Source organism: Arthrobacter sp. R3-55 (assembly GCF_054161505.1).
In genome coordinates, this window is sequence record NZ_CP096423.1 from 4,461,976 (window position 1) to 4,483,489 (window position 21,514).

A 21,514-nucleotide genomic window follows, 5' to 3' on the forward strand; every position below is an offset into this window, starting at 1 on the left:
TGCGTCCCCCCGGAATCGGTGGCACGCATGGTGCTTTAGGTGGCCGGTTGGTCTTTTCTGCGGCGGAGGTTTCCGGAAGCCAGGACGGCGGCCGCCAACAGCGTGGCGGAGCCGGCCAGGGCAAACGGCCAATAGCCGATGCCGCCGGTTTCGGGCATCTGGAGGGCCGGTACGTCCCGCACGCTGACCAGGAAGATCCCGTCAGATTCCGGGTCCGCCGTGGTGACCACGCCGGCGCCGGTGCCTTGGCCGAGGGTGACTTCACCATCGGCTGCCACCGTGAAGCTGACGGCTTCGGCCAACAGGTTGAATCCGGCCGGAGCCTGGGTCTCTTCCAACCAATAGGTGCCCGGCTGGATGTTTTCCACTTGGAACTGGCCGGTCTGTCCCGGGATGGGCGTCACGGTGTAAGCGGTGTTGGGTCCGGGCGTGCCGGCAGCATCGGTCCTGAGCACCCAGGACGAACCATCCATGGCCACCCAGGAGGAGTCCGAGGACTCGCCCAGCTTCTCAATCAGGAATTTGGCGGTTACACGGTGCGTAGTAGTGCACTCCGGTGCAACCGGCGTCACTCCTGTTACACATCGGGATGGAGGAACACTGCCGCGGCCGGTCACGGTATTGACCAGTTCCTCGCTCCAGGCATCTGCCTTGACCACTACTGAGTAGCTCAGCGTTGCGGTGGCGCCCGCCGGGAGGGTGAAGGCCGTCGTCGTCAGGGTGGTTGAACCGCTTGCCGGATTCGCTACGGGAGTGGCCGCTGCCGTGCCGATCTTCAGCGTGGCTGATCCGGCGACGAAGGTTGCCTGGTCCAAGACGTTCGCCAGGTTGTCCGTGAGGACTACCCCGCTGATCTGGCCGCTGGTACTGGTGGCGGTAACGGTGTAGACGATGGTCTGCCCCGGGCTCACCAACGGATTGGTGACGCCGCCAACGGTGGCACCCTTGCTGATGGTCCATGCCGGTGGCGCAGTAATTTGCGCGGTGCTGGTTGCAGTGACCGGAGCGCCGACGGGCGGGGTTCCAGTGACCCGCGCCGTATTGGTCAACAGACCCGAGGTGACGTCGGTCTGCGTCACCACATAAGTTGCAGTTGCCGTGACTGACTGGCCCGCCAGCAATGTTCCAGGAAGGCCTGGCCACGTGTAGGTGAGGGCTGACATGGCGCCGGAGCCGGAGAACTGTGTCTCCGTGATGACCACTCCGGTCAGTGTGACATTGCCCGTGTTGGTGGCGACGAACGTGTAGGTGGCCGTCTGGCCTGCCACCAACGTGGTCCTGTCCACGGACTTGACCAGGGAAATCGCCGGCGCAGGAGCGGGGGCTACGGTAAAGACATAGTCCTCCACTTCACCGGAGTTCGATGCCCCGATCGGCGACTGGATCTGTGTGGCCGTGTAGCCGATGCGGAACCTGGCGTAGGTAGTGCCTGCGGTCATGCCGCCGGGAATGGTGGCCCATGTCAGCGTTGCAGAGGTGGCTCCGGCCGCGAAGGTAGCGCAGGCCCGTTCCGCAGGGTTGTCGAAAATCGCGTCCTTGTCGAAGTCGATCCATCCACAGGTTGTGCCTGCCTTGCTGGCTCCGCTGATGGCCACAGTGGTGGAGTAACTCGTTGCGCCCAAGGTCATGGGGGTCAGCACCACCCCGTTGTCCTGATCCAAGGCAGCGGTGGCACTGGCATTGGGGGAAACTGTGCCGTTCGCAACCTGTGCGTTGTCTTCGGTCACAGAGGATCCCAGGGTGACGTCGGACAGGACAGCAGATGCGGCGTTGTTTTGGTCGTAGCTCGTGGGGGCGTCGCCAAAGTCCTGCGGCACGGTAAGCGTCATCACGTAGTTGTCTTCGCTGTGCAGCGGTGATAGGGGGTCGTTGTCCGAATACCCCGGGAGGGCCGCTGTGGTCCTGGTGAACATGGCGGAGACATTGAAGGTCAGGGTGGAAACGAGGCCGTTGATCCGCACTGCTCCACAGGCAGCAGTCGCTCCCGCATCCGGCGGTTGCGGCGTTGAGGATTGGACCACGGTGTTGCACCGCGCGGACGTGCTGTCGTTCACGGCAGTGATGGTGTTGCCGGACACTGAAAGGTTTCCGCCTGACAGCTTGGTCATGGTCAGGCCGGTGGTTGCCAGCCCAAGCACGGCATGGAGTTGGGAGATACGGTCAATGCTGCCGTTGAGTCCCTCATCCCAAGCGGAGTTGCCGCCCAACCCTGCGAGGTTCAGCACGGGGTTCCGGACTGGCTGGCTGAAGTTGATGGTGATGCTGCCCAGTCCGGAGCACGGACCAGTTGTGGCGCAGTTGTTGACCGCATCGGTGGAGAATTCCACGGCAGGCAGGGTCCCGACGAGACCTTGGCTGTAGTCGCTGGGCACGAAGCCTCGACTGCCCAGGGTCGATCCAACAAAGACATCAGTCAGTCCGGATGCGGAATAGGTGGTAGTAAGCCCGGAACCGGGCATGGTCATGGTGGCAATGCCATTGGAAATGACGGGAGCCGCGGTGGGCACCTGATATGCCTGGGCCGCCGTCCCGGGGCCAAAGACCCCGAATGACAGCGTCCCAAGTAACACCATGAGCACGGCCAAAAATGCCGTTGCTTTCCCAAGGGGAGACTTCAAGGGAGATTCCTTCCAGAACTCGGAGTCATCCACGTCACTGGCAGCCCCCGTTTATTGATCGAACGCCGACGAATGACACAGCTGAATGTGTGTGCAAATCGTGTGCCGCTGCTTGCGGGCAGGCGGCTTCGATCGTCAAGTACCGCAAGGGAGAAAAACGTGTCACAGTTTTCAGAATCTTTTGAGAGTCGCCAAAAGCCGGAGAAGAGTGCGCTCACTGGGAGCGAGGAGCCGGGTCAGACCGCTAGAATGGGCTGATTGAAACGATGCAAAGGATGGACATGGTCAACGAGGCCCTTTCCCCGCAGACCCCGCAGACCCTGCAGACCCTCAACGACAACGGCGCCTGGTGCTGGTTCCAGGATGAGCGCGCACTGATCGATCCCGCCAACAACACCCTGCTGCTCGGTTCAGTGGCTTCGCCGGATGGCCTACAGGGCGCAGAGAGGGGCGGAAACATTGAAATCACGGTCCTGGATCTTGCTACCGGGATTAGCCGGATCCATGTACTCCATGAACACTTGGAAGCCGATGACCACAACGCCCCGGCTCTCCTGATCCGGCCGGATGGGCGCTATGTGGTGATGTACGCCAAGCACAAGACGGACAATTACTCCCGGTGGCGGGTCTCGGTCCGGCCGCACGACGCGTCAGAATGGGAGCCGGAGCAGCAGTTCGACTGGACAGAACTAGCTCAGGGCCGCGGTGCCACCTATTCAAACCTTCACGCTGTGAGCACGGAGGGCAGGGTCTACAACTTTGTCCGCGCCATCAACGACGACCCCACACTGATGACCTCCGAAGACGACGCCAGTACCTGGAGCTACGGCGGCAAGCTCTTCACCCGGCCCAAGGTGGGCTACGTCAATGGGTACACGCGCTATTCCGGCAACGGTACGGACCGGATAGACCTCATCACCACGGACCACCACCCGCGCGATTTCAACAACAACATCTATCACGGATACCTCCAGGACAACGCCCTCCACGATGCCTCGGGAAACGTGGTCAGTGCACCGGTCATCGGCTCTCCCGGCATCAACCAAACAGCCCTGACCACCGTTTTCGAAGCCGGAACAACGCTCGACGGCGACGTCCTCACCCACGGTTGGACTACTGACTTGCGCCGGCAGGGCACGGAACTGGCCGCAATCGTCACCTGCCGCGCCAACGACGTCAACGGACCGCTGCAGCGTGAGCAAATGCTCGACGTCGATGATCACCGCCTGCTGTACGCGCGCTTTGACGGCGCGCGCTGGAAACTGCACCCGCTCGCCGTCGCCGGCCCTGGCCTGCTGCCGCACGAGCAGGACTACACCGGGCTGGGTGCGGTGGATCCGAATGACCTGAACTGCGTCTACATCTCCACACCTGTGGATCCGCGGACGGGTGAAACCACCGCACACTATGAGATCTACCGGGGCGTTACGGCCGATTCAGGCATGAACTGGACGTGGGAAGCCATCACCGAGGGATCTACAGTGGACAATCTCCGCCCCATGGTGGTCCCGGGTGACGAGTCCGTACACGCCGTGTGCTGGTTCCGAGGGAGCATGAGTTCCTCGCAGAGCTACTCAACGGAGATCGTGGCGGCCATCTCATCGCCGAGGGGTTAGCTCTCGACCCTTTCAACCTCCTGAAAGTGCCGAGAGCTGACCCCTCGCGAGGATTCTCAGGCGAACTTGGCCAAGGGGTTGGCCAGTCGGCCTGCCATCTGGAGCCCGCCAGAGGGGTCCGAAATGTCCAGCATCTGCTGGTTGTTCCTCAGCTGCAGGCGGTTGAGGCAGGAGAGCTCGAAGTCCGGCGCAAAAAGGTCGTGCATGGCGAACTGGTCCGCCAGCTCCGGATGGCGCTGCTGGTAGTCCCGCAGCACAGCAGCCGCGGTTCCCCAGAACTCGTCCTCGCGCAACGTCCCGTCCTCCACAAGGATCGCGCCCAGGAACCGGAAGATGCAGTCGAAGACGTCGGTGAAAATGGCCAGGACCATTTCCTCGGCAGGGATCTCGGCCTTGATGCGGGAGACTTCCTCGGGAAGTTCCAGCCGGTCCCCCATCACCACGATTTCCTCCGCGATGTCCTTCATGATCGCGCGGACCGGCACGCCGTCTTCGAGGATCAGAATGACGTTTTCGCCGTGCGGCATGAACGCGAGCTCGTACTCGTAGAGGCAATGGACCAACGGCACGAGGTAGGCCTCAAAGTAGCGGCGAAGCCACTCGGTGGGTGCCAGGCCGGAGCGCTGAATAAGCGCAGACACCACGGAGTCTCCGTCAGCGTCCACGTGCAGCAATGACGCCATGGTAGCCAGCTGCTGCCCGTCCTTGAGCAACGGCAGCGGACTTTCCCTCCACAGGGCCGAGAGCATCTTCCGGTAGGGCGACCCCTTTGCCGAAGCGGCCTCGTAGTAGTGGTTGTGGTAGCCGATGGCAGCGGTTTCACGGATCATGGCCAGGCCCCGGTCCTGGAGCTCCTGGTCATTGCCGAGCAGTTCCTGCAGCCAGTCATTGATGGCCGGAGTGGCCTTCATGTACTGCGGGGACAGTCCCCGCATGAAGCCCATGTTCAGCACGGACATGGCCGTCTTGACGTAGGACTTTTCCGGGTAGTCGGTGTTGAAGAACGTCCGGATGGACTGCTGTGCCTGGTACGAGTCTTCACCGGTTCCGAGGTTCACGATGTGGCGCTGGGCGATTTCTGCCGCGAACGTCACCGTGAGCTTGTTGTCCCACTGCCAAGGGTGGACCGGCATGAGGAGGTAATCCTCGGGGTCCAATCCGGAGGCTGACAATTCTGCGGTGAACCATGCAAGGGTTGCCGGACCAAGTTCGGCCTCGAAGTGCGTCCGGTAATCCAAACCCGCGCTCGAGGTGAACACTGCCTTGCTGCGGTGCACGGCGATCCACTGCAACTTCACGGTTGCCCCGGTTTCCGGTGCGAACGCGTGGTAGTCCGCAATCCCGAATCCCAGCCGGCCGTTGTTGGCCACGAAGCACGGATGGCCCTCGGTCATGCTGTGCTCGATTGCCTGGAAGTCCGCGGCCCGGTCAGCACCACCGGTGACACCGGCAGCCAATTCTGCCGAGCTGAACGGCTTGCCCTGCTTGTAGGCGTGGCTGGCCAGCGTGCTGCTGATTTCCTCGAGATACACGGGCAGCATGTCCTGGCGGATGGCCAGGGCCTCGTGGAATTCGGCAATGAAGTCCAGCGCGTCCACCGGAAGTTCCTCGCCAGCCCGCAACCGGACAAGGGATTCCGGAGAAACGGACCAGTGATCCAATTCCAGGAGGCGGGCCCGGAAGCGGTATTCCGTCGTATCGTCGTCGCTTATTACCTTGTACAGCCCGACGCCGTAGCCCTCTTCTCGGATCAGCTCCGGGACCAGGATTCGCTCGTGCGAGAACTCGGCGATCGCCTTCCGGACCAAGTGCCGGTTGGCCACGGACCAGCGCTCGGGGGTCAGGTGGGACACGGGATCGGCCGCTTGGTTCAGGGTCTCTTCGGTGGTGCCGGCAGTGGTGGTCACAGGGATTCTCCTCTGGTCGCCGCGGCGGGCGCGGCCAGAATCGGGGTCAGGGTAGCAAGGAAATCCTCGCGGGTGCAGAAGCTCAGCAGCCCCTGCTTGTGGTCTTCGGCGGGATCGACGGCGGGAAGGGTCACCACGCCGTGGGGCCGGAAGCCCACCTTTTCATTCAGGACATGAATTTTATGGTTACGGGCGTCAGGTTCGACCACCACCCGCAGGGTTGCCGGATCAGCGAACAGTTCGGCCATGACGGACTGCATCACGGCAGTGGTGAAACCGGGCTGTGGCTCGCCGTTGGGCGGGGAGACCAGGAGGTGCATTCCGACGTCACCATGCCGGACTTCATAAACGTCCGCCAACGGCGATGACTCCGGGCGGTACCGCTCCATCAGGAAGGCGGGAACGCCGTCGTCGAGCCCCAGGAACGCCTGGTGATGACCGGACTCGGCAATCCTTGAGTACTCCTCCACAACGTCCTGCTCGGTGGCCGAAACCATGCCCCAGAACCGTGCATACTCCTGGCTGACCCAGCTGTGGAGGACAGGTGCGTCCGCTACGGGATGGACCGGCCGGAACGTGAAGCTCATACGGTGGCTCCAGCGGTTACGGGCAGGCCGGCAGGTTCTGCGGGAGTGGCCGGAGCCGGCGCGCCGAACTGCTGGAAGGCAATGCTGCGCTCGATCGGGTAGACCTCCCGGCCCGTGATCTCCCGCAGGATGCAGGAGTTGCGGTAGGCCGCCATGCCAAGGTCCGGGGTGACGAAGCCGTGCGTGTGCAGCTCGGCGTTTTGAACGAAGATTTCGCCGGGTTCAACGCCGGTCCCATAGTTGCGCCCGACGTCGAACCGGCCCTTGGCGTCACGGCGGATCCGGTCTTGGATGCCGGCCGTGAAGGCGGGCTCCTTGTAGGTGTACCCGGTAGCGAGGACCACGGCCTCGGTCTCAAGGGTGTAGTCGCGGCCGTGTTCTTCGTGGTGCAACTGGAGAGTGTGGGTTCCCGTGGCGGGGTTCCACTCCGCTGCGGTCAGCGAGGAGTGCGTGTGCAACTGGGTGTCCACCATGCCGGAGAGGCTCTTGGTGTAGAGGAGGTCGTAGATGTCGTCAATCAGGTCCGCGTTGATGCCCTTGTACAGGTTCTTCTGGCTCTTGATCAGTGAATCACGTTGCTCGCCCGGGAGTGAGTGGAAGTAATCCACGTACTCCGGCGAGGTCATCTCCAGGGTGAGCTTGGTGTACTCCAGCGGGAAGAAGCGGCCCGAGCGGGTGACCCAGTTGAGCTGGTATCCGTAGACGTCAATTTCCTGAAGCAATTCGTAGTACAGCTCGGCGGCGCTCTGGCCGCTGCCCACGATCGTGATGCTGCGCTTGGACTGCAGCTCACTCTTCCTCGACAGGTAGTCCGCATTGTGGAGGACAAGTCCACCGGCGTCCACTATTCCTGCACAGGAGTCCGGGACATACGGGGAGGTGCCCGTGCCCAGGACCAGCCGGCGGGCGCGAAGCACCTCAGCACCCTCCGGGCCCTGCACCGAAAGCCGGTACACGCCGTCGTCGTACGTTACATCCAGCACATCCGTGCTAAAACGAACGGATTCAAGCTGTCCGGCCACCCACTGGCAGTACTGGTTGTACTCGGCGCGCAGCGGGTAGAAGTTCTCACGGATATAGAAGCGGTACAGGCGGCCGGTCTGCTTGAGGAAGTTCAGGAAGGAGAACGGCGACGTCGGATCGGCCAGCGTCACAAGGTCCGCCATGAACGGGACCTGCAGGTGCGCCGGTTCAAGCATCATGCCGGGGTGCCAATCGAAGGACTCGCGACGATCCAGGAACACGCAGTCCAGGTCCTCAACCGACTCACTCAAGGCGGCCAGGCCCAGGTTGAACGGCCCGACGCCGATTCCGGCGACATCGTAGATGGTCTCTTGGGTGCTCACGCTGCAGCCTCCGTGGTGTTCGCCAGCAGGCCGCTGCCCGTCCGGCGGATAAGTTCGATGATTTCCTGAATGTCCCTCAGGCTCGCCTCGGCGTTGAGGAGGGTGAATTTGAGGTAGTGGCGCCCGGCCACCTTGGTGCCGGCCACAACAGCCTCGCCGGAAGCGAAGACTGCGGCGCGGATGGCGGGGTTGAGGACGTCTGCGGCATCCTCGTCGAGTAGCACGCCGTCAACCATGGGGCGGTAGCGGAACACCAAAGTGCTGAGCTGCGGTGCGGCGGCAAGCTCGAACTCCGCGTCATCAGCCAACAACGTTCCCACCCGGGCGGTGAGGTCGATCGCTTCGTCGAAGAGCGCACCGATCGCGTCGGCGCCCATGATGCGGAGGGTCAGCCACAGCTTAAGGGCATCGAAACGTCGGGTGGTCTGGATGCTCTTGTCCACCTGGTTGGGGATGTCGGCCCTGGCCGCGCTCTCCGGATTCAGGTAGTCGGCGTAGTAGGTGACATGGCCCATCATGGAGCCGCTGCGGACCAGGACAGCGCTGGAGCTGACCGGCTGGAAGAAGGTTTTGTGGAAGTCCACAGTGACGGAATCGGCAAGGTGGATTCCGTCCAGGAGGTGGCGGTGGCGGCCGGAAACGATGAGCCCTCCACCGTAGGCGCCGTCCACGTGCAGCCAGGAATCGTAGGCGCGGACCAACGCGGCCACTTCGGACAGCGGGTCAACCGAACCGAAGTCCGTGGTTCCGGCAGTAGCTACTACCGCCATCGGGACCAGGCCGGCGTCGTGCGCTTCCGCCAAAGCAGCCGCGAGTGCGGTGGGATCCATGCGGTGGTCATCGGTGGTGGGCACTGCGATTACGGCATCGAAACCCAAGCCCAGCATCGAAGCAGACTTTTGGATGCTGAAGTGGCTGTCCACGGAGGTGAAGATCCGGAGCCTGTCCAGCAGGAGCGGCAGGCGGGCGTCCCCATTGGCTGCCCGCAGCTTGGCGACGGCATGATTGCGGGCAATCAGCAGCGCCTGGAAGTTGGACTGGCTGCCACCGGACGTAAACACTCCGTCAGCTTCTTCGGTAAAGCCGATGCGCTCCGCCGTCCAGTCAATGAGGCGGCGCTCGATCATGGTTGCGCCAGCACTCTGGTCCCAGGTATCCATGGAGGAATTCACAGCCGAGAGGACGGCCTCCCCCACCAACGCCGGAATGACCACCGGGCAGTTCAGGTGTGCCGCGTAACGCGAATCGTGGAAGTAGATGGCGTCCTTCAGGTAGAGCTCGTCGAGCTCGTCCAAGGCCGCGGCCGTGTCCGGCAGCGGGCTGTCAAGATCGACGGCACCAACCTTGGCCTTCAGTTCAGCATGCCCGACGCCGGTAAACGGCTGGGAGGTGCGCTGGACCTTGGTGGAGACCGCGTTGACCCCCTGAAGGACCTGAGCGACGTAACTGGGTGAATTTCGTGCGTTGAACAGCTGGTTGGTGGCAGCGAGGGCCAGTTCCACTTTGGAGCCAAAATCCTGCTCCTGAGCGATCCGCTCTTCGACACTGGGTGACGTCACGTCAGCTTCCTTCCATTGCGTTGGGGCGCTTGTTAGCAAGGTAAGCCTTACTTAGGTAAGCCTTTCCGTCAAACTTTTGTGACCTATTTCGCCTAGAAGGCGTTTTCTCACCGATGCAACACCGGTCAACGCGTCATTGACTTTTATTCAGGCAACAGAAGGTGCAAGATATGGCACTTAGCCTCGGAGTAGAGTGCTGGGACAATCCACTGTTTACGGTTGGAGACCACATGAAGGACCACGCGCACGAACGCCTCGGCTTCCGCGAGATCGACGAGCACGGCAACGCCGTCCAAGCGGTCAGCCCCCATCTGCCGGAGCCCGTGGAACCGACACGCAAGCGGGCCATGGTCAACCCGTTCATCATTGCCCTCTGGGTACTGGATGCCGGCCTGGCGTGGCTTGGCCTATGGGCACTGACGACGTCAGTCGGGGCCATAGTGAGCTCTCCGGAATTCGTCCAGCCCGCCGAATCGGCCGAGTCAGCCCAAATGAAGTTCATCATGCTCTCCAACGCGCCCTACGTACTGTTGGCCGCCTTGCTGATTACTGCCGGCCTGCTTTTCTGGCACGCGGTTCAGTGGCAAAGAAAGCGGCCGGCCAGGTAACGGATACCTGACCGGCCGCCTTGGCACGGTGCTTAACTGAGCTGCGCTTAGTTGAACTGCTTGCTTATTCGAACTTCTTGCTTAGAGGACCGTGGCCCCCAGGACGCACTTGATCTCCGCGGCAGGCTTGGTCACCTCTGCGTTGGCGACCCAGTCGAGCGCCTTGCCCGCTGCGGCGTCCTTGAAGGTCTGCTCCCCGCGGGCGAGGACGGCCGAGGTCTTCGGGTCCACCCAGCTGACGGTAATTTTGACCGTCCCCTTGGTTCCCTCAGGAGGAGTCACGGTCCCCTTCGCTGTGACCTTCCCCTGCGCAGTATCGCAGGAGGTCATCTTGGTGGCTTCGATGATGCCGGTACCGGGGTTGGCAGGTTTTGCCTCACCGGTGGTGGCGGCTTGGGTTGTAGTTGACGACGGCGATGTCCCCGCCTCGTTGCTCGGGGACGACGAACAACCGGCGAGTGCGGCTGCCGAAACAAGCACCCCCGCAATGCACGCAACAGTCTTCTTCATGGTCTGGCTACCTGGTTCTTTCTGGGTTGTACGTTGGTTGAAAATGCGCGGCAACCGGGGTTGGGGCCCCGATTGCCGCGCACTTTTTTGTCCTATGCCTCGGAACGCTTGCGGCGTCCAACGAGGAACAGGAACAGCCCCGCGCCAACTACCAGCAGGCTGATGGGCAACACGGTGAGGACAGCTCCCGTGTTGGCCAACGGACCCGAAGGCTGGCTCGGAACCACCGGCGGAAGAGTCACAACAGCACTTGCAGGTGGTGTAGTGACCGGGGGTCCCGTCGGAGGCGTACCCGTTGCGGTTGCCGTGTTGGCAACCTCACCGGCATTGATATCCGCCTGGGTAATCGCATACGTTGCCGTAGCGGTCACGGTCTCACCGGGAAGCAGGGTTCCTGCAACGCCGGGCCAGGTGTAAGCCAGGGCCGAAAGGCCCGGCATCGGATCGTTGATGGAGACGTCCGTCAGCGGGACGTTTCCGGTGTTCCTGGCGGTGAACGTATACGTGATCACGTCACCCACCTGGGTGGGGTCTCCAACAGCCGAAGCATCGGCCGTCTTGGTGAACTCCAAGCCAGCGCTCGGGGTCAACGGAGTATCCGTTTCACCCGGAGGAGGCGTCACCGGCGTACCGGTGGGCGGAGTGCCGGTGGTGGTGGCCGAGTTGGCCACGTGACCGGCGTTGATGTCGGCCTGGGTGATGGCGTACGTTGCCGTAGCCGTCACCGTCTGACCGGGCAGGAGCTCGCCGGGGGTACCCGGCCAGGTGTACGTCAGGGCCGAGAGACCAGCCAGCGGATCCGTGATGGACACGTTGGTCAGCTTCACATTGCCCGTGTTCTTGGCCGTGAAGTTGTAGGTGATCACGTCACCCACCTTCGACGGACCATCCGTTGCCGGAGCCACAGCTGTCTTGCTGAACTCCATGGCCGGAGCCGGGGTCAACGGAGTATCCGTCTCTCCCGGAGGAGGCGTCACCGGAGGACCAACAGGCGGTGTGCCCGTAGTGGTTGCCGAGTTCGCCACGTGACCGGCATCAATGTCAGCCTGGGTGATGGCGTACGTTGCCGTAGCCGTCACTGTCTCACCGGGCAGCAGTGTTCCTGCGACGCCGGGCCAGGTGTAGGTCAATGCCGAGAGACCAGCCAGCGGATCCGTGATGGAAACGTTGGTCAGGGTCACGTTGCCCGTGTTCTTGGCCGTGAAGTTGTAGGTGATCTTGTCACCCGCAACGGTGGGGTTCTGAACAGCGGAGACGTCCGCGGACTTGGTGAACTCCATGGCCGGCGCCGGGGTCAACGGGGTGTCCGTTGTTCCCGGAGGAGGCGTGACAGGAGGACCAACAGGCGGAGTACCGGTGGTGGTCGCCGAGTTGGCGACATTACCGGCGTCGATATCGGCCACAGTGATGGCGTACGTTGCCGTAGCCGTCACGGTCTGACCCGGCAGCAGCTCGCCGGGGGTACCCGGCCAGGTGTATGCCAGGGCGGACAAGCCAGCCAGAGGATCGCTGATGGAGACGTTCTTCAGCGTCACGTTGCCGGTGTTCTTGGCCGTGAACGTGTAGGTGATCAGGTCACCTGCAACGGACGGATCCTGAACAGCCGAATCGTCAGCGGACTTGGTGAACTCCATTGCCGGCTTCGGGGTCAACGGAGTATCCGTGGTTCCCGGAGGAGGCGTTACCGGCGGGCCGGTGGGAGGAGTGCCCGTGGTCGTGGCGCTGTTCGCGACATGACCGGCGTCGATATCAGCCTGGGTGATGGCGTACGTTGCCGTAGCCGTCACTGTCTCACCGGGCAGCAGTGTTCCTGCAGCGCCGGGCCAGGTGTAGCTCAGCGCCGAGAGACCAGCCAGCGGATCCGTGATGGAAACGTTGGTCAGGGTCACGTTGCCCGTGTTCTTCGCAGAGAAGGTGTACGTGATCACGTCACCGGCCTTCGAAGGATCCTGGACAGTTGAGGCGTCAGCGGACTTGCTGAACTCCATTGCCGGAGCCGGGGTCAACGGAGTATCCGTCGTTCCCGGAGGAGGCGTTACCGGCGGACCGGTGGGAGGAGTGCCAGTGGTCGTGGCGCTGTTGGCGACATGACCGGCGTCGATATCAGCCTGCGTGATGGCGTACGTTGCCGTAGCCGTCACCGTCTGCCCCGGAAGCAACTCGCCCGGAGTACCCGGCCACGTATACGTCAGAGCCGACAGACCAGCCAGGGGATCGGTGATCGTGACGTTCTTCAACGTGACGTTGCCGGTGTTCTTCGCAGAGAAGGCATACGTAATAACGTCGCCAACCTTGGAAGGATCCTGGACGGATGAGTCATCCGCGGACTTGCTGAACTCCATTGCCGGCTTCGGGACCAGCGGAGTATCCGTGGTTCCCGGAGGAGGCGTTACCGGCGGGCCGGTGGGAGGAGTGCCAGTGGTCGTGGCGCTGTTGGCGACATGACCGGCGTCGATATCAGCCTGCGTGATGGCGTACGTTGCCGTAGCCGTCACCGTCTGCCCCGGGAGCAGCTCGCCGGGGGTGCCCGGCCAGACGTACTCAAGGGCGGACAGGCCTGCCAGCGGATCCGTGATGGACACGTTGGTGAGGTTGACGTTGCCGGTGTTCTTCGCCGTGAACGTGTAGGTGATCAGGTCACCTGCAACGGACGGGTCTTGAACAGCCGAATCGTCAGCCGTCTTGGTGAACTGCATCGCCGGAGCCGGGGTCAACGGAGTATCCGTAGTTCCCGGAGGAGGCGTTACCGGCGGACCAACAGGCGGAGTGCCCGTAGTTGTTGCCGCGTTCACCACGTGGCCTGCGTTGATGTCAGCCTGGGTAATCGCATACGTTGCCGTAGCGGTTACCGTCTGGCCCGGCTGCAGCTCGCCCGGAGTGCCCGGCCAAGTGTAGGCCAGTGCCGAAAGACCAGCCAAAGGATCGTCAATGGTGACGTTCTTCAGCGTGACATTGCCGGAGTTCTTCGCCGTGAAGGTGTAAGTGATCTGGTCACCAACAACTGCAGGTTTCTGAATGGCAGAGGCGTCCGAGCTCTTGGTGAACTCCATGGCCGGAGCCGGGGTCAACGGGGTGTCCGTTGTTCCCGGAGGAGGCGTCACAGGAGGACCAACCGGCGGAGTGCCCGTGGTGGTGGCGCTGTTGGCAACATGACCGGCGTCGATATCAGCCTGCGTGATGCCATACGTAGCAGTTGCCGTCACCGTCTGGCCCGGCAGCAACTCGCCCGGAGTACCCGGCCAGCTATAAGCCAAAGCCGAGAGACCAGCCAGCGGATCCGTGATGGACACGTTGGTCAGCGTGACGTTACCCGTGTTCTTGGCCGTGAAGGTGTAAACGATGCGATCGCCCACAACCGACGGGTCCTGAATACCGGAAGCGTCTGCCGCCTTGGTGAACTCCATTGCCGGAGCCGGGGTCAACGGAGTATCCGTCGTTCCCGGAGGAGGCGTGACAGGAGGACCAACCGGCGGGGTGCCGGTGGTGGTTGCCGAGTTGGCGACATGACCGGCGTTGATGTCGGCCTGGGTGATGGCGTACGTTGCCGTAGCCGTCACCGTCTGACCGGCTTGGAGCTCGCCGGGGGTACCCGGCCAGGTGTAGGTCAGAGCCGAGAGGCCAGCCAGCGGATCCGTGATGGATACGTTGGTCAGCTTCACGTTGCCAGTGTTCTTCGCGGAGAAGGTGTACGTGATCACGTCACCAACCTGTGAAGGATCCTGGACAGCCGAAGCGTCGGCAGACTTGGTGAACTCCATTGCCGGAGCCGGGGTCAACGGAGTATCCGTGGTTCCCGGAGGAGGCGTTACCGGCGGACCGGTGGGAGGAGTACCCGTAGTCGTCGCCGCATTGGCAACATGTCCGGCGTCGATATCAGCCTGGGTGACGGCGTACGTTGCCGTAGCCGTTACGGTCTGGCCCGGAAGCAACTCGCCGGGGGTACCCGGCCAGGTGTATTCAAGGGCAGACAAGCCGGCCAGCGGGTCATTGATGACCACACCGGTGAGCTTCACGTTGCCCGTGTTCTTCGAGGTGAAGGTGTACGTAATAACGTCGCCAACCTTCGAAGGATCCTGGACAGCCGAAGCGTCGGCAGACTTGCTGAACTCCATCGCCGGAGCCGGGGTCAACGGAGTATCCGTGGTTCCCGGAGGAGGTGTCACAGGAGGACCAACAGGCGGAGTGCCAGTGGTCGTGGCGCTGTTGGCGACATGACCGGCGTCGATATCAGCCTGGGTAATGGCATACGTTGCCGTAGCCGTCACCGTCTGACCCGGAAGCAACTCGCCCGGAGTACCCGGCCAGGTGTACGTCAGAGCCGACAGACCAGCCAGCGGATCCGTGATGGACACGTTGGTCAGCTTCACGTTGCCGGTGTTCTTGGCCGTGAACGTGTAGGTGATCTGATCGCCTACAACAGACGGATCCTGGATTGCCGAAGCATCAGCAGACTTGCTGAACTGCATCGCCGGACCAGGAGTCAACGGAGTATCCGTGGTTCCCGGAGGAGGCGTCACAGCAGGACCGGTGGGAGGAGTGCCCGTGGTGGTCGCAACGTTCGCGACGTGACCGGCATCAATGTCCGCCTGCGTAATGGCATACGTTGCCGTAGCCGTTACGGTCTGGCCCGGAAGCAGCTCGCCGGGGGTACCCGGCCAGGTGTACGTCAGGGCAGACAAGCCAGCCAGCGGATCCGTGATGGACACGTTGGTGAGCTTCACATTGCCCGTGTTCTTCGAGGTGAAGGTGTACGTAATAACGTCACCCACAACCGAAGGATCCTGGACAGCTGAGGCGTCAGCGGACTTGCTGAACTCCATTGCCGGAGCCGGGGTCAACGGAGTATCCGTGGTTCCCGGAGGAGGCGTTACCGGCGGGCCGGTGGGAGGAGTGCCAGTGGTCGTGGCGCTGTTGGCGACATGACCGGCGTCGATATCAGCCTGCGTGATGGCGTACGTAGCCGTAGCCGTCACCGACTGGCCCGGGAGCAGCTCGCCGGGGGTACCCGGCCAGACGTACTCAAGGGCAGACAGGCCAGCCAACGGGTCATTGATGACCACACCGGTCAGCTTGACGTTTCCGCTGTTCTTCGCCGTGAACGTGTAGGTGATCAGGTCACCTGCAACGGACGGGTCCTGGATGGCGGAGGCATCGGCCGACTTGCTGAACTGCATCGCCGGAGCCGGGGTCAACGGAGTATCCGTGGTTCCCGGAGGAGGCGTCACAGGAGGACCAACCGGCGGGGTGCCGGTGGTGGTTGCCGAGTTCGCAACATGTCCGGCGTCGATATCAGCCTGGGTGATGGCGTACGTTGCCGTAGCCGTCACCGTCTGACCGGGCAGGAGGGTTCCTGCTGCGCCGGGCCAGGTGTAGGTCAGCGCCGAGAGGCCAGCCAGCGGATCCGTGATGGAAACGTTGGTCAGAGTCACGTTGCCGCTGTTCTTGGCCGTGAAGGAGTAGGTGATCAGGTCACCAACCACTGCCGGATCCTGGATAGCGGATGCGTCCGAGGACTTAGTGAACTCCATGGCCGGGCCCGGGGTCAACGGAGTATCCGTTGTTCCCGGAGGAGGCGTCACCGGCGGACCAACAGGCGGGGTGCCCGTAGTGGTTGCCGAGTTCGCCACGTGACCGGCGTCGATATCAGCCTGGGTGATGGCGTACGTTGCCGTAGCCGTCACTGTCTCACCGGGCAGCAGTGTTCCTGCTACGCCCGGCCAGGTGTACGTCAGCGCCGAGAGGCCAGCCAGCGGATCCGTGATGGATACGTTGGTCAGAGTCACGTTGCCGCTGTTCTTGGCCGTGAAGGTGTAGACGATGCGATCGCCCACAACTGAAGGGTCCTGAACACCGGAGGCATCAGCCGATTTGCTGAACTCCATGGCCGGAGCCGGAGTCAGCGGGGTATCAGTACCAGCCGGAGGAGGCGTCACTGCGGGACCGGTGGGCGGAGTGCCCACGGTGGTTGCAGTGTTCGCGACGTGGCCCGCATTGATGTCAGCCTGGGTAATCGCATACGTTGCCGTAGCAGTCACCGTCTGGCCCGGCAGCAACTCGCCCGGAGTACCCGGCCAGGTGTATTCCAGTGCCGAGAGGCCCGGCAGCGGGTCATTGATGACCACACCTGTGAGCTTCACATTGCCCGTGTTCTTGGACGTGAACGTGTAGGTGATCTGGTCGCCTACAACCGACGGATCCTGGATTGCCGAAGCATCAGCCGTCTTGGTGAACTCCATCGCCGGAGCCGGGGTCAACGGAGTATCCGTGGTTCCCGGAGGAGGCGTGACAGGAGGACCAACCGGCGGAGTGCCCGTGGTGGTCGCCGCATTGGCAACGTGACCGGCGTCGATATCAGCCTGCGTGATGCTGTACGTAGCCGTAGCCGTCACGCTCTGACCCGGAAGCAACTCGCCCGGAGTACCCGGCCAGGTGTAGGTCAAAGCCGACAGACCAGCCAGCGGGTCAGTGATGACCACACCGGTGAGCTTGACGTTGCCCGTGTTCTTCGAGGTGAAGGTGTAGGTGATCTGGTCACCCACAACAGACGGATCCTGGATTGCCGAAGCATCAGCAGACTTGCTGAATTCCAAGGCCGGAGCCGGGGTCAACGGAGTATCCGTGGTTCCCGGAGGAGGTGTCACAGGAGGACCAACCGGCGGGGTGCCAGTGGTCGTGGCGCTGTTCGCGACATGACCGGCGTCGATATCAGCCTGCGTGATGCTGTATGTAGCCGTAGCCGTCACCGTCTGACCCGGAAGCAACTCGCCCGGAGTACCCGGCCACGTGTACGTCAGAGCCGACAGACCAGCCAGCGGGTCAGTGATGACCACACCGGTGAGCTTGACGTTGCCCGTGTTGGTGGACGTGAACGTGTAGGTGATCTGGTCACCCACAACAGACGGATCCTGGATTGCCGAAGCATCAGCAGACTTGCTGAACTCCAAAGCCGGGCCAGGGGTCAACGGGGTATCCGTACCAGCCGGCGGCGGCGTCACCGCGGGACCGGTGGGCGGAGTGCCCGTGGTGGTCGCAACGTTCGCGACATGACCTGCATCAATATCAGCCTGGGTAATGGCATACGTTGCCGTAGCCGTCACGCTCTGGCCCGGAAGCAACTCGCCCGGAGTACCCGGCCACGTGTACGTCAAAGCCGACAACCCAGCCAGCGGATCCGTGATGGACACGTTGGTCAGCTTGACGTTGCCCGTGTTGGTGGACGTGAACGTGTAGGTGATCTGGTCACCAACAACAGACGGGTCCTGGATTGCCGAAGCATCAGCAGACTTGGTCAGCTCCAGAGCCGGACCAGCCGTCAATGGAGTGTCCGTACCAGCCGGAGGAGGCGTCACTGCAGGACCGGTGGGCGGAGTGCCCGTGGTGGTCGCAACGTTGGCAACATGACCGGCGTCGATGTCAGCCTGCGTGATGGCGTACGTTGCCGTAGCCGTCACCGACTGACCGGGAAGCAACTCGCCCGGAGTACCCGGCCACGTGTAAACCAGCGGTGAAAGACCGGCCAGCGGGTCATCAATAACCACACCGGTGAGCTTCACGTTGCCAGTGTTGGTGGACGTGAACGTGTAGGTGATCTGGTCACCCACAACAGACGGGTTCTGGATGTCCGAAGCGTCAGCAGACTTGCTGAACTCCATGGCCGGAGCCGTGGTCAACGGAGTATCCGTGGTTCCCGGAGGAGGCGTGACAGGAGGACCGACCGGCGGGGTGCCCGTGGTGGTTGCCGCGTTGGCAACATGTCCGGCATCAATGTCAGCCTGGGTGATGGCGTACGTTGCCGTAGCCGTCACGGTCTGGCCCGGAAGCAGTTCCCCGGGAGTGCCCGGCCAGGTGTAAACCAAAGCCGAGAGGCCAACCAGGGGGTCGTTGATGGACACGTTGGTCAGCGGGACGTTGCCCGTGTTCTTGGACGTGAACGTGTAGGTGATCTGGTCACCCACAACAGACGGGTCCTGGATGGCGGATGCGTCAGCGGACTTGCTGAACTGCATGGCCGGAGTGGACGTCAGCGGAGTATCAGTGGTTCCCGGAGGAGGTGTAACCGGCGGACCAACAGGCGGGGTGCCCGTGGTGGTTGCCGAGTTGGCGACGTGACCGGCCGTGATATCAGCCTGGGTGATGGCGTACGTTGCCGTAGCCGTCACTGTCTGGCCCGGAAGCAGCTCGCCCGGAGTACCGGGCCAGGTGTAGGTCAGGGCCGAAAGGCCAGCCAACGGATCCGTGATGGACACGTTGGTCAGCGGAACGTTGCCGGTGTTCGTGGAAGTGAACGTGTAGGTGATCTGGTCACCCACAACCGACGGGTCCTGGATGGCCGAAGCATCCGCGGACTTGCTGAACTCCATGGCAGGAGCCGGAGTCAACGGGGTGTCCGTACCAGCCGGCGGCGGCGTCACCGCGGGACCGGCGGGCGGGGTACCAGTGGTGGTGGCCGTGTTGGCTACGTGACCGGCATTGATGTCAGCCTGGGTGATGGCGTACGTTGCCGTAGCTGTGACCGTCTGGCCGGGCAGGAGGGTTCCTGCAGCGCCGGGCCAGGTGTAGGTCAAAGCAGACAGACCAGCCAACGGGTCATTGATGGACACGTTGGTCAGGGATACATTGCCCGTGTTCGTGGAAGTGAACGTGTAGGTGATCTGGTCACCCACAACAGACGGGTTCTGGATATCCGAGGCATCAGCAGACTTGCTGAACTCCATGGCCGGAGCCGGAGTCAGCGGAGTATCGGTACCTGCAGGCGGCGGGGTGACAGGAGGACCTGTCGGAGGATTACCCGTGGTGGTGGCAAGGTTGGCCACGTGTCCTGCATCGATGTCAGCCTGGGTGATGGCGTAGGTAGCCATTGCCGTGACGGTTTCACCGGGCAGCAAAGTGCCCGGAGTTCCCGGCCAGGTGTAGGTCAGCGCAGACAAACCGGCCAGGGGGTCGTTGATGGTGACACCCGTCAGCGGCACGTTGCCCGTGTTGGTGGACGTGAACGTGTAGGTGATCTGGTCACCCACAACAGAGGGATCCTGGATGTCTGAAGCGTCAGCGGACTTGGTGAATTCCAACTCCGGGGCCGGGACGGCCGTGTTGGTGAGAACACAGCTGATATCGGCGCCGGCAACCGGCACCAAGGAGTACGCAGAATCTACTACTGCTCCGTTGGGGAGACCTGTCTGGAGGCCGTTGGCATCAACACAGGTGATCACCTTGCTGTAGCCGGAGAGGTTGGTTCCCGACTCCGTCAGGTAATAGGTTGCACCCGCGTCGGCGACGTATTCGCCAGTGGTGCCCGTACCCGCAGTGACAGTGGAGCCCGCACCGGTGGTGGTGGCATTGGCAGTGTTGCTCACAACAGGTCCCGTAGCCGAGCCGGTCCGGATCTCAGTGGTGAACTGATCCGAATCCATCAGGCGGGTTGCATCGAGCGCCTTGCTCAGTTCAAGGCGCGGAGCCTTGACTACCAAGGTGGCATCTGCCGGCGGGTTCAGGTTGGTGTAGATGTTGGCGGGGCCGTTGACATAAGTGCCTTCGGCCGCTGCAGTGACGTCCACCGTAATGGTGCAGGAGGTCATTCCCAGGGCGAGGTCGCCGCCGGTTACCGAGAAGGCATTGCTGCCGGCAACAGCGGTGGTTACCAAGGGATTGGTTCCCGCAGCCTGCACACAGGTACCACCGATATTGGGGGTACCGGCAATCACTACGCCGGCGGGGAGGGTGTCCGTAATGAACCAGTCGTTCTTGGCCATCAGGTCATCCGTGTTGGTCACGGTCAGTGTGACCTTGGAGATTCCATTCGGTCCAATGAGGGACGGAGTGAAGGACTTATCCACCTGGGGGGTGACGTCCACGATCTGCGGAAGGTCAAAAGCGACGTCGTTACCGGCACCGCTGGTGGCTTCATTCCTCAGTTCAAGACCAAGGGAAGGAGATGTTCCCATGGGAATCTGGTAGGCAGCAGACTGGAGTTCGGTGGTGTGGACCCTCGCCAAAGTGCTGGTGCCACAGGGATCGAGCCCGGTGCTGAGGACCTGGCGGACCCCGTTGATGAGCAGGCTGAACGTCTCGCTGGCGTGGGTGGCCTGGCAGTTCACCTGCGCGAAGTAGGCCGATACTGCGTAGTAGTGGCCCTCAACCGCTGGAATGGTGTTGTCTTCAGTCCGGAACTGGACGCCCGGCGTGATGCGGCCGGTGGGGCTATTGGTATATTCGGACAGCGACTGGTTGTTCACGGCTTCGGCCGCAGTTTGTCCTTGCGCTATGCCAAGCGCTACCGACATTTGCTGGATCTGGCCCCATCCAGCAGGCTGGTTGTTGACGCAACCAGCGTCGGAGGAGGGCAACGGGCTCAGGGAGTTCAAGATCCAGCCGTTACATTGGCCCCCGGCCGGAGTGTAGGGGGTGTCAGCGAAGTATGTTTCGTTGGCAGCTTCAGCGCCACCGGTGTAGTTGAGGATGCTGATGGCACCGCTGGTGGCATCTTCGTTGGAGAAGTCCTCGGTGTAGACAGGTGTTCCTGGTTGGGCAATTCCCGGCGACCCCGGGACTGTCGCCAGGGCCGGTGGCGCTAAGGCGCCACCCACCCCCAGCGACATGATCGCTGTGGCGACTACTGCCGCCAACAGCTTCTGTGGACGTGTGTGTTTCACTGACTCTCTCACTTCTCGTTGGACACGCCCGAAACCGACCCGAAAAAGCGAATCGGCGTCGAGCTAGGCTACTCGCCAGTACTCCAGTGGACGGAGACGGGTCTTCGTGACGCG

9 protein-coding genes are annotated in these 21,514 nt (G+C 62.5%); 2 read left to right on the forward strand and 7 right to left on the reverse strand.

Features of this window, described 5'->3' with window-relative positions:
- Window positions 1-35 precede the first annotated feature (35 nt).
- Complete coding sequence (locus M1D51_RS20450) at window positions 36-2,618, reverse strand: DUF7507 domain-containing protein (protein ID WP_458107823.1); 2,583 nt, start codon at window positions 2,616-2,618, stop codon at window positions 36-38.
- Window positions 2,619-2,899: 281 nt separating this feature from the next.
- Between M1D51_RS20450 and M1D51_RS20455 the strand changes: the two genes are divergently transcribed.
- Window positions 2,900-4,234 (forward strand): BNR-4 repeat-containing protein, encoded by a 1,335-nt coding sequence (locus M1D51_RS20455; protein ID WP_458107824.1) that lies wholly within the window; start codon window positions 2,900-2,902, stop codon window positions 4,232-4,234.
- A 56-nt stretch (window positions 4,235-4,290) separates the two neighbouring features.
- Here M1D51_RS20455 and M1D51_RS20460 read toward each other — a convergent pair whose 3' ends face one another.
- Genes M1D51_RS20460 through M1D51_RS20475 form a run of 4 tightly spaced genes read right to left on the reverse strand, consistent with a single transcriptional unit; the run spans window position 4,291 to window position 9,633 of the window.
- Window positions 4,291-6,141 carry an IucA/IucC family protein gene (locus tag M1D51_RS20460; RefSeq protein ID WP_458107825.1) on the reverse strand — a complete coding sequence of 617 codons (1,851 nt, stop codon included), beginning with the start codon at window positions 6,139-6,141 and terminating at the stop codon, window positions 4,291-4,293.
- The gene (locus tag M1D51_RS20465) at window positions 6,138-6,728 is read right to left on the reverse strand and encodes a GNAT family N-acetyltransferase (RefSeq protein ID WP_458107826.1); all 591 of its coding nucleotides are present in this window, start codon (window positions 6,726-6,728) and stop codon (window positions 6,138-6,140) included. The genes M1D51_RS20460 and M1D51_RS20465 overlap by 4 nt, the downstream gene beginning before the upstream one ends.
- Entirely contained in the window at window positions 6,725-8,074 is a 1,350-nt protein-coding gene (locus M1D51_RS20470; protein WP_458107827.1) for a lysine N(6)-hydroxylase/L-ornithine N(5)-oxygenase family protein, read from the reverse strand. The genes M1D51_RS20465 and M1D51_RS20470 overlap by 4 nt, the downstream gene beginning before the upstream one ends.
- On the reverse strand, window positions 8,071-9,633 hold the full coding sequence (locus M1D51_RS20475; protein WP_458107828.1) for a pyridoxal phosphate-dependent decarboxylase family protein: 1,563 nt from the start codon (window positions 9,631-9,633) through the stop codon (window positions 8,071-8,073). The genes M1D51_RS20470 and M1D51_RS20475 overlap by 4 nt, the downstream gene beginning before the upstream one ends.
- A gap of 170 nt (window positions 9,634-9,803) precedes the next feature.
- On the opposite strand from M1D51_RS20475, the gene M1D51_RS20480 reads away from it, so the two are divergent.
- Window positions 9,804-10,241, forward strand: a complete 438-nt coding sequence (locus M1D51_RS20480) for a hypothetical protein (protein WP_253951570.1) — start codon at window positions 9,804-9,806, stop codon at window positions 10,239-10,241.
- Between the two features lie 81 nt (window positions 10,242-10,322).
- Here M1D51_RS20480 and M1D51_RS20485 read toward each other — a convergent pair whose 3' ends face one another.
- Window positions 10,323-10,751: a hypothetical protein gene (locus M1D51_RS20485; RefSeq protein ID WP_172324518.1), complete on the reverse strand. Its 429-nt coding sequence runs from the start codon at window positions 10,749-10,751 to the stop codon at window positions 10,323-10,325.
- Window positions 10,752-10,843: 92 nt separating this feature from the next.
- Window positions 10,844-21,400, reverse strand: coding sequence for a DUF7507 domain-containing protein (locus M1D51_RS20490; RefSeq protein WP_458107829.1), 10,557 nt, complete (start codon window positions 21,398-21,400; stop codon window positions 10,844-10,846).
- Window positions 21,401-21,514: the final 114 nt, after the last annotated feature.

Bases quoted from the DNA above. Each gene is read 5' to 3' on its own strand.
- M1D51_RS20485 (WP_172324518.1), bottom strand. From the start codon at position 10,751: ATGAAGAAGACTGTTGCGTGCATTGCGGGGGTGCTTGTTTCGGCAGCC.
- M1D51_RS20465 (WP_458107826.1), bottom strand. From the start codon at position 6,728: ATGAGCTTCACGTTCCGGCCGGTCCATCCCGTAGCGGACGCACCTGTC.
- M1D51_RS20455 (WP_458107824.1), top strand. From the start codon at position 2,900: ATGGTCAACGAGGCCCTTTCCCCGCAGACCCCGCAGACCCTGCAGACC.
- M1D51_RS20480 (WP_253951570.1), top strand. From the start codon at position 9,804: ATGGCACTTAGCCTCGGAGTAGAGTGCTGGGACAATCCACTGTTTACG.